The following is a 13,865-nucleotide window of genomic DNA, read 5'->3' as shown; positions in this document are numbered from 1 at the left end:
TGGCGATCCGCTGCAGCTTTGGATATGATGGGTAGAAATCCAATATGCAGGGTATATTTCATGTTTCTTTCGGTCTTCGACGTCTTCAAGATCGGTATCGGTCCTTCCAGCTCCCATACGATGGGGCCGATGACGGCTGCAAACCGCTTTCTGGCGCTGATCCTCAGTGACGAGTGGCCGCGGCCGGCGGGTGCGGCCGTGGCGCAGCTGAAAGTCAGCCTGCACGGATCTCTCGCCTTTACGGGCATCGGCCATGGCACCGGGCGTGCCGTCGTTCTCGGTCTCACCGGCGAGCGGCCTGATCTTGTCGATCCCGATGCGATGGACGCCATCATCGAGACCGTGGAAAAGGCAGGCACGGTCACGCCGCCCGGCCACCCGTCCTATGTGTTCCGCCCGGCCGAAGATCTGGTTTTTGACAAGAAGAACCCGCTGCCCGGCCATGCCAACGGCATGATCTTTTCCGCCTTCGACAATCAGGGCAGGCTGCTCATCAAGCGCATCTATTATTCCGTCGGCGGCGGTTTCGTCGTGACCGATACGGAACTGGAGGCGATCAAGCAGCGCGGAAAGACCATCGATAATGGTCCGCGCGTGCCTTATCCCTTTGCGTCCGCGCGGGAAATGCTCGATATGGCTACCCGTTCCGGCCGCACCATCGCCCAGATGAAGCGTGCCAACGAGGAAACGGTCGTCTCACGCGACGAGCTGAACGAGCGGCTCGATCAAATCTGGGAGGCAATGAACGGTTGCATCGAACGTGGTCTGAAGGTGGATGGTATCATGCCCGGAGGCCTCAAGGTGCGCCGCCGTGCCCGTTCCATCTATGAGAAACTCAATGAGGAGTGGCGCAGCAACCGGCTCAACCCCGTCATGGCGAATGACTGGCTCAGTGTTTACGCCATGGCCGTGAACGAAGAGAACGCCGCCGGCGGGCGTGTCGTCACGGCGCCGACCAATGGTGCGGCGGGCGTCGTGCCTGCCACTGTCAGATATTTCCGGCATTTTCACGAGGATGCGACTGTCGACGACGTGCGTGACTTCCTGCTGACGGCGGCGGCCATCGGCGGCATCATCAAGCATAATGCTTCCATTTCGGGCGCAGAGGTGGGCTGTCAGGGCGAGGTGGGTTCGGCTGCTGCAATGGCAGCGGCGGGGCTTGCTGCCGTCATGGGCGGATCACCTGAACAGATCGAAAATGCTGCCGAAATCGCGCTTGAACATCACCTTGGCATGACCTGCGATCCGATTGCGGGACTGGTGCAGGTGCCCTGCATCGAGCGCAACGCACTGGGTGCCGTCAAGGCAGTGACGGCGGCCTCGCTGGCATTGAAGGGCGACGGGCAACATTTCGTGCCGCTCGATGCCTGTATCGAGACCATGCGCCAGACCGGCAATGACATGAGTGAAAAATACAAGGAAACCTCCACCGGCGGCCTCGCCGTCAACGTTGTGGAGTGCTGAGCGGGCAGGGCGTGAGGCACCGTCCAGATGCTTGACGCCCGTCGCAAAAAGGCATTGATAGGGGCATGCCTCTACATCTCATTAAACTTTGCGTCGGTGCGGACTCCCTTCAGGATTTGAGGGAGTGGGTGGCGCATCGATCCCTGACGGCCATTGCCGCCGGCCTTGAGCCGCATAGCGTCCACACCACCCGGATGATCCCGAAACGGGTCGAGGAACTGCTGGAAGGCGGTTCGCTTTACTGGGTCATCAAGGGTCAGGTGCAGGCGCGGCAGAATCTGCTCGATATCCGCTCCTTCAAGGGGGATGACGGTATTACCCGCTGCGATCTCATTCTGGGCCCCGAGGTGATCGAGACCTCGCCAGCGCCAAAGCGGCCGTTCCAGGGCTGGCGTTACCTGAAGGATGACGAGGCGCCACGCGATCTCGGTGGCGGCGGAGGCGGGGAAGACATGCCCTCGGACCTCAGGCGGGAACTGGCCGAGCTTGGCTTGCTCTGACGTTCCATGGATGAAAATGAAATCCTTGTGTCGCCGGCCGAGTCGATGGTGTCCTGAAAGCTATCCTCCGTCATGCTCGGGCCTGTCCCGAGCATCTGCGACGTCTCGATTGAGTTGGACGTGATCAGATCCTCGGGACAGGCCCGAGGATGACGTCGAGTGTCAGGCGTTCATCGGCAAATGAAAAGCCGGCCCTTGCGGAGCCGGCTTTTTATCTGGGGAGACGGAGACGGTATGCTGTGGGGCTTGCCGTGACTTACCGGATGCCGCCGACCGCCGCGGTGGCGCGGCCGTCCTGAATTTTCACCCAGCGGCCCGGATTGGCCGTGTCCTGGCGCTTCAGGTAGGTGTATTCGGTTTCCGACCAGTTCATGACCTTGTTGCGCATGTTGTCGAGAACGAAATCGCCACGGTCGGTGCGGACGGTCAGAACGGCGTGGCCTTCGCCATTCGGCTGCAGAACGACGGTGATCAGCAGGTTGGAGGGAGAGAAGCCCTTGTTCATCAGCATCTTGCGCTTCAGAAGCACGAAATCTTCGCAATCGCCGACGGTGGTGGGATAGGCCCAGCGCTCTTCAACGCCATAGATTTCCATGTCGGTCATCGGCGTGATCGTGGTGTTGACGGTGTAGTTGACGTCGAGCATCGTCTTCCAGCGCTCTTCGGTCAGCTGCAACGGGCCATTGTCCAGCGAGGTCGGCTGGCATTCGCTCTGATAGGTCTGGCAGAATTCATAGTGACCAATCGGCGGATTGGCCTTGCCGATCACACGCATGACGGCGGCCGGCGAAGCGCTTGCCTGATGGGCGAAGGCGCTGACGATGAATGCGATCAGAGTGAATACGAAACGGTTGTTCTTGTTCATTGCTTGTCTCCCCGTGGTGAGGAGACATTCGCAGTTATATTTTGAGCCGACGGAAATTTAGGTGAGGCAATTTGAGCTTAAATTTCAGCAAATTAGCGGCTATTTTGAACTGTATTTGAGTGAGTTTTTACGCGTTTTTGAGGCAAATTTTATCACAATTTTACGCATTCCCGTCTTAGGCTTTTGGTAGTCATCTACGCCGCTGGATTTAAAGCGGTTTTCCACGCCCCGCAATTTTTGTGGTGGCATGTGGTCGGCTCGCAGGGCTTGGCGAAGACGTGGATTTCCCGTTTTGGGATGAGTGTTTCAGGCTGGAACAGTCCGAAAAGGGCGGCGAAAAAACTTCAAAAAAATCGCATTTTTCTTGGAAAAATCTTTGAAGACCGGCTTTTGCGGCCGCCCAAGGCGATAATCTGGGCCGATCTGGTGTGCAGCTGGCCCTCATCATCGCATTCTCCGATCCGCGCGCCTCACAGGCGCGGGATGGCGTAGGCGTCACGGCATGGCCATGGGCGTTTTGCAGCGAGAATGGGAGAATGAAGGCTTCCGAGGTGAAGCGGTGCTTGCGGGAAGGCAATCTTTGCATCCTGCCCTGGCGCAGGGGAAGAGATAACCCAGCCTGGAATACTCTCAACTATGAGGCCATGGCGAAGGGCACCGCGCGCTCAAAATGCCGCACGCAGCTTAACGGCGCGAAGCCGCACCGTATCCGTTGGACGATCTTAAATGAACTCGATCAGCGCGTCGGGCGATTGCACCCGGTCGAACTCGACCGCGACGCCTTCCATGAAGTGGCGCACGATCTTGCCGCTCATGTTCTTGCCGAGCTGGACCCGGCTGCCGAGCGGCGGGCGGTTTTCGATCTCGATGGCTGCACCCGACAAGGAAAGGTCGATCAGCCGGCAGGCGACGAGCACGCCGTCTTCCAGAACGAGCTGCGCTTTTGCGTTACGCGGCGTCAGGCGATCATGGCGGCGGTCTTCCGGCAGGCCGAGCAACTGGCGTTTGGCGATCCATGCCAGCTGGGCGGCGAGTTTTTCCCGCTTGCGCTCCGGCGCGTTGATGGCGATGAGGAAGCCTGCTGGGGTCAGCGCCGTCACCGTGCCCTCGATCCGGCCAATATGCTGGAGATAGGCGATGACGCGGTCACCATTGCGGGCCATGCCCGAGCAGGTGAACTGCGCCCGTTCGGCGGTCATCTCGGTCGCGGTGCAATCATATTCTTCATGGTCGGGCAACATCAGGCGGCCGGTGAAAGACACACGGACGGCGTCGTCGAGGTGGGCTTCCTCAACCGGGCGCATAATTTGGGCGGTGTTGACCGAGCGGGACGAAAACATGAGCAGCGCAATTATAATGAATGATGACGGTAGGTTTCTACATTGCGCGAGTTAACAGACTGTATTCTTTAATCTCTACAATTCTTCTGATCGGTAAAATCGTTACAGCTTTGACCTATTTTTTAAAAATTCTACGGCGGCGGTAACCCTGCGACCTGGGCATGCGTAGCGGGACAGGTCGTCAGAAGCTTCCCGCAAATGGCGTAGAGGCGGTTTCCATGTCTGCCCGATGCTCTGACGGCGCGATGTCCATTCGCAGCAGGCGGCTGCTTTTCATCGACAGGCAGCTGATCGGCGCCGCGAATTCATGGCGCGGCCGTTCGGCAAGAAGCGCGCCAAGCAGCCGCGGGGCGGCATCGGCATCCGTGCGGAGCGGCAAAAGCAGCATTTCGAATGCCAATGGTGCTGCGCCATACTCGTCTTCCGCTTCGACATCGAAGATAACGGGCAATTGATGGTGCAGGATGCCGCGCGCCACCCGGCAGGGGAAAGTGGCATTCACCGGTTGCCACAGCTCCGAAAACGGCCGGTCGCGTAATTCCCGGCCGAACAGGTCGCAGAGGCGCGTGCCCGCAAGGCGGAAGAAAGGGGTGGCCTCTCCTTTGTCCGTGAGGATGAAAAGATCGCCAAGATGGGTTTTGAGTTTTGCGGGATTGATATCCTCGCGACGCGGCGCGGATCTGCTGCCGCGCAATTCATCCCAATAGGCATATATGTCCAGTCCGGCCATGCTTTTCATAGCATTTCTCCTTGTTCGTTTTTGGGACATCATGTCCATCCGAACGTCTGTAATTCTATGTGTAGCGATTTTCGTGCCAACCGGATTTGTTAAGGTTAACAAATGGTTGAGATTGTCTGGCGACCACAGTCATGGCATCCGTTCCGCCATGTCGGGGGAACTCTCCCTTCAGCACAATTGATGGCGCCGCCCGTGATTCCAAGGGCGTGCCGGCAAGCCGGACCGCCCGTGGCTCGGCGCTCGAACCGGTTGCGGTTCGGCGTCGCGTACAACAAAGGCGGGACGGCTTTTTTTTCGTTCGGGCTTCCTATATTGCTCGGGGAACACCAATTTCGACCAAAACAGGGATGGGATCATGTCCTACGAGGACGGCGAACAGCCGCCGGTTTCGGAAACGCCGGAACCGAAAGACGACACGAACAATCCCATCTTCAACCTGCCGGGGCTGCTCGTCGGCATATTGGCAGCGCTGGCCATTGCCTATGTCGTTCCTGCCTACCTCCTTTCCGAGGAAGGCAATGGCTGGTTCATCTTCACCTTCGGCTTCATTCCGCTGCGTTATGCGGTGCCTTTTTCTCAGCAGGGGCTGGAATGGCTCTGGACGCCGGTGACTTATTCTTTCCTGCATGGCGGCATCGAGCATATTCTCTTCAACGGCCTGTGGCTGATGGCCTTCGGCGCGCCGGTTCTGCGCCGGATCGGAACAGTGCGCTTCGTGCTGTTATGGTGCATTTCCGCCGCCGTTTCGGCCTTTGGTCATGCGGCTTTGAACTGGGGTGATGTCACGGTGCTGATCGGCGCGTCCGGCGTCGTTTCGGCGCTGATGGGGGCGGCCTGTCGTTTCGCCTTTCCCGTACGCGGTGGCTACAGCGCCTCCTTCGGCCATCTGATGCCGCGGCAGAGCATTCTTGCGGCGCTTTCCAACCGCACCGTGCTGATCTTCACGCTGATGTGGCTGTTCGGCAATGTGCTGATTGCAATCGGCGTGCCGTTGTTCGGTGATGTCGGCGGGCAAATCGCCTGGGATGCACATGTCTTCGGCTTCCTGCTCGGCTTCCTGTTCTTTAGCCTTTTCGATCGCCCGTCACGTTAAGCCGATCACGCTCCTTGTCGGCTTCGGCGCAAATTTGCTTGTGCGCGTCCCATCCGGGATTGCATTCACGCGGGCCTCAGCGCACCATACCGCATGATTTGCAACCGCCGGGGGAGACTGCGGCACTGCAAATCGCTGCAAAGAGGAGGAAGGCATGGCAACATTCGTAAAGGATCTTCTCGACCGCAAGGGCCGGGATGTCGTGACTGTCGGTCCCGACGTCAGCATCGGTGAGGCGGCGGGCACGCTGCATGCGCACAAGATCGGTGCCGTCGTCGTGACAGACGCCGATGGTGTGGTTCTCGGCATCTTCACCGAGCGCGATCTCGTGAAGGCCGTTGCAGGCCAGGGTGCGGCTTCCCTTCAGCAGTCCGTCTCCGTCGCCATGACCAAGAATGTGGTGCGCTGCCAGCATAATTCCACCACCGATCAGCTGATGGAAATCATGACGGGCGGACGCTTCAGGCATGTCCCGGTTGAAGAAAATGGCCGCCTTGCCGGCATCATCTCCATCGGCGACGTGGTGAAGGCGCGGATCGGCGAAATCGAGGCCGAGGCCGAGCATATCAAGGCCTATATTGCCGGATGATCCCATTTGTCATGTAAGGTGGGTTCTGGCGGGGCATTCCGACGAGGAACTGACACGGTGAGGAGGCGAGGGTCTCGCCGTCAGCGCCGGAATGCCTGCTGCATGCGCTCGAGTTCGGGAATACGCGCGCGCGTTTCCTGATATCCGCGGTCGATGGCTTCGCTGGCGCGATGGAATTCCGACAGGCCGATATCGTTGATGCGCGGATGCAGCATGAGGTCGGGCGGATCGCCCGCCAGGCGCGAGCGCGAAATTCTGTCCTGAATGATGTTGAAGGCCTGCACCATGACGCCCGGCAGGCCGGGACGCGGCGCCGTTTCCGCGGGCGGTGTGCCGCCGCCCTGTGGTGAGGCCGCGTGCTTGACCACGGCGGAACGGCCGAAAAGATCGTAATTGAGGTTTACCGCAACGACCAGCGCCTGCTCATAGGCCCGGCAGACGGAAACGGGCACGGGATTGACGAGCGCGCCGTCGATCAGGGTGCGGCCATTGCATTGCACGGGCTCGAAGATGCCGGGCAGCGCGTAGGAGGAGCGCAGCGCGGTGACGAGATCACCTTGATGGATCCAGACCTCGTGGCCGGTTCGCAGTTCCGTGGCGACAGCGATGAAGGGGTGCTCGAGGTTTTCGACGCGCAGGCCTTCCAGATGCTCCTGCATGCGCTTGGTCAGCCGCATGCCGCCGAAGAGGCCGCCGCCGCCGATCGTCAGGTCGAGCAGGCCGGCAATGCGGCGCATCGTCAGCGATCGTGCGAATTCCTCCAGCTCGTCGAGCTTGCCGGCGAGATAACAACCGCCGACCAGTGCGCCGATCGAGGTGCCGGCGATCATGCCGATCTTCACGCCTGCTTCATCCAGCGCCCGAAGCACGCCGATATGGGCCCAGCCGCGGGCCGCCCCGCCGCCAAGCGCAAGCGCGATGCGGTGCTTGTCAACGATCTGGGTGACGGGCGGCTCATTGCCGGTGGTTTCGGGATTTCTAGCCGCAAGCTGATTGTGACGATTTCCCCATCCCAACATTTGTCGCACTCCCTGCCTGCCTTTCAGGTTCCGCCCTTACCCCCGGAGCCTGCTATATTGGTAGCAAATTGGTGCGGCCGATGGAAGGTGGCCGATTATGTATTGGAGTAGGTTGTGGCCGGGTCGAAATGGCGGGTGTCGTCGGTGATTTTCGTCACAGCATCGCCGTTTGATAGCTCGACAGTGCGGTAAAAGCATGAGCGGCGGCCGGTATGGCAGGTCGCATCATGGCCGGCAACGGAGACCTTCAGCCATACGGCATCCTGATCGCAATCGGTGCGGAATTCCTTCACCGTCTGCAGGTTGCCGGAGGTTTCGCCCTTTTTCCAGATCTTGTCGCGGGAGCGGCTGTAATAATGCGCGATGCCGGTCTCGAGCGTCAGCGACAAAGCTTCCGCATTCATATGGGCGACCATCAGCAATTCGCCATCGCGCGCATCGGTAACCACGGCGGTGACGAGGCCGTGGGCATCGAATTTCGGCGAAAAGAGACCTGCGTTTTCGAGCGCTTCCTTGTCCGCAGGCGCGGACGGAAAGGGAATGGACATGGCTACCCCGGGGAGAAAAGCGGAAGGTTTCAAAGCGGCGGAGACGATGGGATCAGTCCGCCACTCCAAAATTTTGTCTGAGCAGCGGGTTTCAGGAAACCCGCGCTACAGTTTCCGGTCCGATGTTCAGCGGTTCCGCACCATGGTCATGAAGCGCACCTGCTCGGCCGGATCGTTCTTGAACGTGCCGGTGAAGCTGGTGGTCAGCGTCGTGGACCCTTGCTTGTTTACGCCGCGCATGGACATGCACATATGTTCCGCGTCGATCATGACGGCTACGCCACGCGGTTTCAGCGTTTCTTCGATCGATCTTGCGATCTGCGCCGTCATGTTTTCCTGCGTCTGCAGGCGGCGGCCGAAGATTTCGACGACGCGGGCGATCTTCGACAGGCCAAGCACACGGCCGGCCGGAAGATAGGCGACATGCGCCTTGCCGACGATCGGCACCATATGGTGCTCGCAATGGGAGAAGAAGGGGATGTCGCGCACCAGCACCACATCGTCATAACCGCCGACTTCCTCGAAGGTCGTGCCAAGCACGTCCTGAACATTCAGCTCATAACCGGCAAAAAGCTCGCGATAGGCCTTGGCGACGCGCTTCGGCGTATCCAGAAGTCCTTCGCGGGCGGGATTTTCTCCTGCCCAGCGCAGGAGAACGCGCACGGCTTCTTCCGCTTCGGCCTGGCTTGGGCGAGCTTCGGCCACGTCTGGTTTTGCGCCAGCGCCGGGGAAATTCTTCACGATCGCATCCATTCCGTCTCTCCCGATGCGGGTAAAGGCCGCACCTGAATTCGTTTTTCATCGCGAACTCATGTTCGCAGCTGCTGCTATCTGGTTGTTTTACAGCATTTTGGCAAGACCGATGCTGTTTTTTCGGTATCGGAGCCGTTAATTTGATCACGGCTTGATGTCCAGAAAGCTCGTTAGCATATAATGAGAACGAAGGGCAGAAAAGCATCACTGCGACAAACGCTGTGTTTGAAAAATCTGACCTGTCCCGTTTTGGGCATTTTTGAGCGCGCCGGACACTTCGATGGACGATATCTACAATAATCGCATTCTGGAATTTGCCGGGAATATCCCATTGACGGGAGTTCTCGATGATGCCGATGCCAGCGCTGAAAAACACTCGCGGTTATGCGGCTCTAAGCTCAAGGTCTATCTGAAGGTCGAGGACGGCACCGTGACGGCTTTTTCGCATGAAGTCCGTGCATGCGCACTGGGGCAGGCCTCGGCCTCCATCATGGCGCATCACATTGTTGGCGCTTCCAGCGGCGAAATCCGGCAGGCGCGGGAAGACATGCTCGCCATGCTGAAACAAGATGGCGAGGGACCGACGGGCCGTTTTGAGGATATGCGGGTACTTTTGCCGGTCAGAGACTTCAAGGCACGCCACGCGTCCACCATGCTGACCTTCGAGGCGGTGGTCGATGCGCTCGACCAGATCGAAGGCCGGCCGGCTCTCAACGTCGCGGGTTAGCCGATGTGCGGCGAACCGGGCTGCCGGCATGAGCAGACAGCGGTGAAAGCCGGGCGATCCCGCAATTGGGCGGGCAGCTTTGCGAAGACACCGGGACGGCTTTTCGGCGTCGGCTTCATCAGGCTTTATCAGCTGACGCTATCGGGCTTTGTCGGCAATTCCTGTCGCCACATCCCCACCTGTTCCGAATATGGCTATGAGGCGATTGCCCGCCATGGGCTCTGGGCCGGCGGCTGGATGGCGCTGTTTCGTGTGGCGCGCTGCGGCCCTGGTGGCACCAGCGGGCTGGACCCGGTTCCGGAAGAACTCGATGGCAGCAAACGCTGGTGGACGCCGTGGCGTTACTGGAGCCGGCATCGATGAATGACTATGTGGCCCTGCTGCACAGCATCGTGCTCGGCCCCGGCAAGCGGCTCATCATGGCCGATCTCAGGGCCCTGGCGGAAGAGCTGGGATTTGCAGAATGCAAGACACTTGTCGCGACCGGAAATCTGGTTTTTTGCGCTGAAGCGGCACCTGTTCGCGAGATTGAAGACAGGCTGGAGCGTGCCTTTGAGACCCGTTTCGGCAGACATGTCGATATTCTCGTTCGTTCTGGCAGAGATTGGCTGAAACTGGCGGCGGACAATCCGTTTCCGCATGGCAATCCGCCTGACGTCTGCGTTCGGGTCATGCGGGAGCCGCTTGACGAGAACGTTCTCGGATTATTCGATAAGTCCCGTCAGCGGGAAGAGGTTGCCGTGGTCGGCGGCGACCTGTGGATCGATTTTCGGGGCAAACCTAGCGAGAGCAGACTGCTGTCGGTCCTGACCACCAAAAGGCTCGGTATCGGCACGACCCGCAACGCCAATACGGTCAATGGTCTCGCGGAAATGCTTCGCTGACCTGCCCTTCACCTTTGACTGGAATGGCAAAAGCCTTTATCAGCCTGCCTGTTCGCTTATCGCGGGCAGATCATTATTCCAACACCACCCGCATTCGTTGGCGGGACTGGACAGGAGCACGAGACGATGTCTGAAGCCATTTCCCTTACATTTCCCGATGGATCCGTGCGCAGCTACCCCGCCGGTACGACCGGCCGCGAGGTCGCCGAATCCATCTCCAAATCGCTTGCCAAGAAAGCCGTCGCCATTGCGCTTGACGGCACCGTGCGCGATTTGTCCGAGACCATCACCGATGGCAAAATAGAGATCGTCACGCGTGAAGACGGCCGTGCGCTGGAGCTCATCCGCCACGACGCTGCTCACGTCATGGCTGAAGCCGTGCAGGAACTGTGGCCCGGCACGCAGGTGACGATCGGTCCGGTCATCGAGAACGGTTTTTATTACGACTTCGCCAAGAACGAGCCTTTCACGCCGGAAGATCTGCCGAAGATCGAAAAGCGGATGAAGGAGATCATTCAGCGCAACAAGCCGTTTACCCGCGAAATCTGGTCGCGCGAGAAGGCCAAGGAAGTTTTTGCCGCCAAGGGTGAGAACTACAAGGTCGAGCTGGTCGATGCCATTCCTGAAGGTCAGGACCTTAAGATCTATTATCAGGGCGACTGGTTCGATCTCTGCCGTGGTCCGCATATGGCCTCGACGGGTCAGATCGGTACGGCCTTCAAGCTGATGAAGGTGGCGGGCGCCTATTGGCGTGGTGATAGCAACAATGCGATGCTGTCGCGCATCTACGGCACCGCTTGGGCGACGCAGGAAGAGCTGGACAATTATCTGCACGTGCTGGCCGAAGCTGAAAAGCGCGACCACCGCCGCCTCGGCCGCGAAATGGACCTGTTCCATTTCCAGGAAGAAGGTCCGGGCGTGGTGTTCTGGCACGGCAAGGGCTGGCGCATGTTCCAGACGCTGACGGCCTATATGCGCCGGCGTCTCGCCAATACCTATCAGGAAGTCAATGCGCCGCAGGTGCTGGACAAATCGCTGTGGGAAACCTCCGGTCACTGGGGCTGGTATCAGGAAAACATGTTCGCGGTGAAATCCGCCCATGCCTTTACCCATCCCGATGACAAGGAAGCCGATCAGCGCGTCTTTGCCTTGAAGCCGATGAACTGCCCCGGTCACGTTCAGATCTTCAAGCATGGCTTGAAGTCTTACCGCGAAATGCCCGTGCGTCTTGCGGAATTCGGCAACGTGCATCGTTATGAGGCGTCGGGTGCACTGCACGGCCTTATGCGCGTTCGCGGCTTTACGCAGGACGATGCGCATGTCTTCTGCACGGAAGAGCAGATGGCAGCGGAATGCCTGCGCATCAACGACCTGATCCTCTCAGTCTATGAGGATTTCGGCTTTAGCGAGATCGTCGTCAAGCTCTCGACCCGTCCGGAAAAGCGCGTCGGTTCCGACGATCTCTGGGATCGCGCCGAAAGCGTGATGCTGGAGGTTCTGAAAACCATCGAGGAGCAGTCCGGCGGCCGCATCAAGACCGGCATCCTGCCGGGCGAGGGTGCTTTCTACGGGCCGAAATTCGAATATACGCTGAAGGACGCCATCGGCCGTGAATGGCAATGCGGCACGACGCAGGTGGACTTCAATCTGCCGGAACGTTTTGGCGCCTTCTACATCGACCAGAACTCGGAAAAGACGCAGCCGGTGATGATCCATCGCGCCATCTGCGGCTCCATGGAGCGCTTCCTCGGTATCCTGATCGAGAACTTTGCCGGTCACATGCCGTTGTGGTTCGCACCGCTTCAGGTCGTGGTCGCGACGATCACCTCGGATGCGGACGATTACGGCCGCGAGGTTGCCGAAGCGCTGCGGGAGGCGGGCATGGCGGTGGAAACCGACTTCCGCAACGAGAAGATCAACTACAAGGTTCGCGAGCATTCGGTGACCAAGGTTCCGGTCATCATTGTCTGCGGCCGCAAGGAAGCGGAAGAGCGCACCGTCAACATTCGCCGTCTCGGTTCGCAGAACCAGACGTCGATGTCGCTCGAAGAGGCGATCACCAGCCTCGTGGACGAGGCGACGCCGCCGGATGTCAAGCGCAAGCTTGCGGCGAAGAAGCAGCTTGCCTGATAAATGACGACGGCCCCTTCGGGGGCCGTTTTTTGTTTTCGATAACGTGCTGAAAGCTCTCTTCCGTCATGCTCTGGCCTGTCCCGAGCATCTGCAACGTCTCGATTTGATTGGGCGTGATTAGGGGAGGACGTCGAGCGTAAATGTAGGAAAACGATCCTTCAAGCACCGTGGCTGTAGTGGAAACCTACTCAAAATCCCCGGTCATGTCTTCCGGCGCCTGGTCTTTCATCAGCACTTCCACATCCGAATCCCGGCCCGACGTGACCTTGAAGTTGCGCTGATACACCTTGTCCTTGTTGCGGGCGATGGCGGTATATTCGCCTTCGGCCAGCACCATGGTCGAAAAGGCGCTGACGCTTTCATTGACCACGTCGCCGCCGCCGTTCAGCACCGACCAGGCCGTATCGGCAATGGCCTCGCCGCCCTGTTCGGACACGAGTTTCAGGGTGATCTGTGCCGCCTGATGCTGCAGCGTCGCTTCGGTCAGCTTGCCGGCTTCGACCTGGATATCGGCACGCACCACCGCGTTGACGTTGCCATATTCGGAAACCACATGATAGGTGCCGGCATTCAGCCGCACGATGGTGTTGGGCTTGATATCGGCCATCACGAGGCCGCGTTCGCCATCCGGACGGGCGTCGGAGGAATAGACGGAGAATTTCAGCTGGTTGCCGGAAATCTGCTTGTCGGAGCCTGCAATCGCATTCAGCACGAAGCCGCCGGCATCGAGGATCAGCACCTGTTTCTGGACATTGCCGGAGGCCGGTACGTTGAGCTTCTTGGTAACGCCCGCACGGCCGAAGGCAACGTTGACGAAATATTCGCCAGGCACGAGATGAAACTGCGCCGAACCGCCCTCGGAGCTTGCCAGCATCGGCAGCTTGCCGTCAGTGCCCGGAATGGGGCTGAAGACACGCCAGGAGAGGCCTTCCTTCACCGCTTCGCCTTCGCTCGTCAACTTCGCTTCCATGGCGATATCGCGGGCGGTGCTCGTCGGGGCATTGGGGGCGGAAGGGGCAGTGAAAGCGTTGAGTTTGGGCATTTTCGGCGTGCCGCCGAGCTGCTTGAAGTCTTTAAAGGCATCCTGCGAAAAGGCTGCTTGCGATAAAACGCCAATCGCGGCGAACGCAATGGCCAGACGTGCCGCGATTTTGATTGCCGACATTTTCGATACCGATTGACTTCTTGTTTTTCCCGGATCACTTCAAAAC

15 protein-coding genes are annotated in these 13,865 nt (G+C 59.2%); 8 read left to right on the top strand and 7 right to left on the bottom strand.

Annotated elements, in window-relative coordinates; genetic code table 11:
- Positions 1-60: 60 nt before the first annotated feature.
- Positions 61-1,464 carry an L-serine ammonia-lyase gene (locus ATU_RS08610; protein WP_010971847.1) on the top strand — a complete coding sequence of 468 codons (1,404 nt, stop codon included), beginning with the start codon at positions 61-63 and terminating at the stop codon, positions 1,462-1,464.
- Between the two features lie 65 nt (positions 1,465-1,529).
- Positions 1,530-1,964: a DUF1489 family protein gene (locus tag ATU_RS08605; protein ID WP_010971846.1), complete on the top strand. Its 435-nt coding sequence runs from the start codon at positions 1,530-1,532 to the stop codon at positions 1,962-1,964.
- A 256-nt stretch (positions 1,965-2,220) separates the two neighbouring features.
- Here ATU_RS08605 and ATU_RS08600 read toward each other — a convergent pair whose 3' ends face one another.
- The 3 genes from ATU_RS08600 to ATU_RS08590 all read right to left on the bottom strand — a co-directional run bounded on the left by ATU_RS08600 (position 2,221) and on the right by ATU_RS08590 (position 4,908).
- Entirely contained in the window at positions 2,221-2,829 is a 609-nt protein-coding gene (locus ATU_RS08600; protein WP_006314336.1) for a transglutaminase-like cysteine peptidase, read from the bottom strand.
- 722 nt (positions 2,830-3,551) lie between these two features.
- Positions 3,552-4,169 (bottom strand): PilZ domain-containing protein, encoded by a 618-nt coding sequence (locus ATU_RS08595; protein WP_006314338.1) that lies wholly within the window; start codon positions 4,167-4,169, stop codon positions 3,552-3,554.
- A gap of 181 nt (positions 4,170-4,350) precedes the next feature.
- Positions 4,351-4,908: a PAS domain-containing protein gene (locus tag ATU_RS08590; protein ID WP_035258626.1), complete on the bottom strand. Its 558-nt coding sequence runs from the start codon at positions 4,906-4,908 to the stop codon at positions 4,351-4,353.
- A gap of 355 nt (positions 4,909-5,263) precedes the next feature.
- Between ATU_RS08590 and ATU_RS08585 the strand changes: the two genes are divergently transcribed.
- Positions 5,264-6,001: a rhomboid family intramembrane serine protease gene (locus tag ATU_RS08585; protein WP_010971843.1), complete on the top strand. Its 738-nt coding sequence runs from the start codon at positions 5,264-5,266 to the stop codon at positions 5,999-6,001.
- A gap of 154 nt (positions 6,002-6,155) precedes the next feature.
- Positions 6,156-6,590, top strand: coding sequence for a CBS domain-containing protein (locus tag ATU_RS08580; RefSeq protein ID WP_010971842.1), 435 nt, complete (start codon positions 6,156-6,158; stop codon positions 6,588-6,590).
- 80 nt (positions 6,591-6,670) lie between these two features.
- Here the strand turns inward: ATU_RS08580 and ATU_RS08575 are convergent, their stop codons facing one another.
- From ATU_RS08575 to folE, 3 genes are all read right to left on the bottom strand, one after another.
- A complete protein-coding gene (locus ATU_RS08575; RefSeq protein WP_006314342.1) occupies positions 6,671-7,609 on the bottom strand; it encodes a patatin-like phospholipase family protein in 939 nt (312 codons plus the stop codon).
- Positions 7,610-7,704: 95 nt separating this feature from the next.
- Complete coding sequence (hisI, locus tag ATU_RS08570) at positions 7,705-8,157, bottom strand: phosphoribosyl-AMP cyclohydrolase (RefSeq protein ID WP_010971841.1); 453 nt, start codon at positions 8,155-8,157, stop codon at positions 7,705-7,707.
- A gap of 126 nt (positions 8,158-8,283) precedes the next feature.
- The gene (gene folE, locus ATU_RS08565) at positions 8,284-8,910 is read right to left on the bottom strand and encodes a GTP cyclohydrolase I FolE (RefSeq protein ID WP_003495569.1); all 627 of its coding nucleotides are present in this window, start codon (positions 8,908-8,910) and stop codon (positions 8,284-8,286) included.
- A 280-nt stretch (positions 8,911-9,190) separates the two neighbouring features.
- Between folE and ATU_RS08560 the strand changes: the two genes are divergently transcribed.
- The 4 genes from ATU_RS08560 (at position 9,191) to thrS (ending at position 12,651) form a co-directional block, all read left to right on the top strand.
- Positions 9,191-9,637, top strand: a complete 447-nt coding sequence (locus ATU_RS08560; protein ID WP_006314345.1) for an iron-sulfur cluster assembly scaffold protein — start codon at positions 9,191-9,193, stop codon at positions 9,635-9,637.
- 3 nt (positions 9,638-9,640) lie between these two features.
- Positions 9,641-10,000, top strand: coding sequence for a membrane protein insertion efficiency factor YidD (gene yidD, locus ATU_RS08555; RefSeq protein ID WP_006314346.1), 360 nt, complete (start codon positions 9,641-9,643; stop codon positions 9,998-10,000).
- Positions 9,997-10,521, top strand: a complete 525-nt coding sequence (locus ATU_RS08550; protein WP_006314347.1) for a DUF1697 domain-containing protein — start codon at positions 9,997-9,999, stop codon at positions 10,519-10,521. Before yidD ends, ATU_RS08550 begins: the two co-directional genes overlap by 4 nt.
- 126 nt (positions 10,522-10,647) lie before the next feature.
- The gene (gene thrS, locus ATU_RS08545) at positions 10,648-12,651 is read left to right on the top strand and encodes a threonine--tRNA ligase (RefSeq protein WP_006314349.1); all 2,004 of its coding nucleotides are present in this window, start codon (positions 10,648-10,650) and stop codon (positions 12,649-12,651) included.
- Positions 12,652-12,838: 187 nt separating this feature from the next.
- Here the strand turns inward: thrS and ATU_RS08540 are convergent, their stop codons facing one another.
- Positions 12,839-13,819 carry a hypothetical protein gene (locus ATU_RS08540; RefSeq protein ID WP_006314350.1) on the bottom strand — a complete coding sequence of 327 codons (981 nt, stop codon included), beginning with the start codon at positions 13,817-13,819 and terminating at the stop codon, positions 12,839-12,841.
- Between the last annotated feature and the right edge of the window lie 46 nt (positions 13,820-13,865).

Source organism: Agrobacterium fabrum str. C58 (genome assembly GCF_000092025.1).
In the GTDB taxonomy this organism is placed as follows: Bacteria; Pseudomonadota; Alphaproteobacteria; order Rhizobiales; family Rhizobiaceae; genus Agrobacterium; species Agrobacterium fabrum.
The sequence above is the reverse complement of the archived record's forward strand: the minus strand, read 5'-3'. Positions and strand labels throughout refer to the sequence as shown.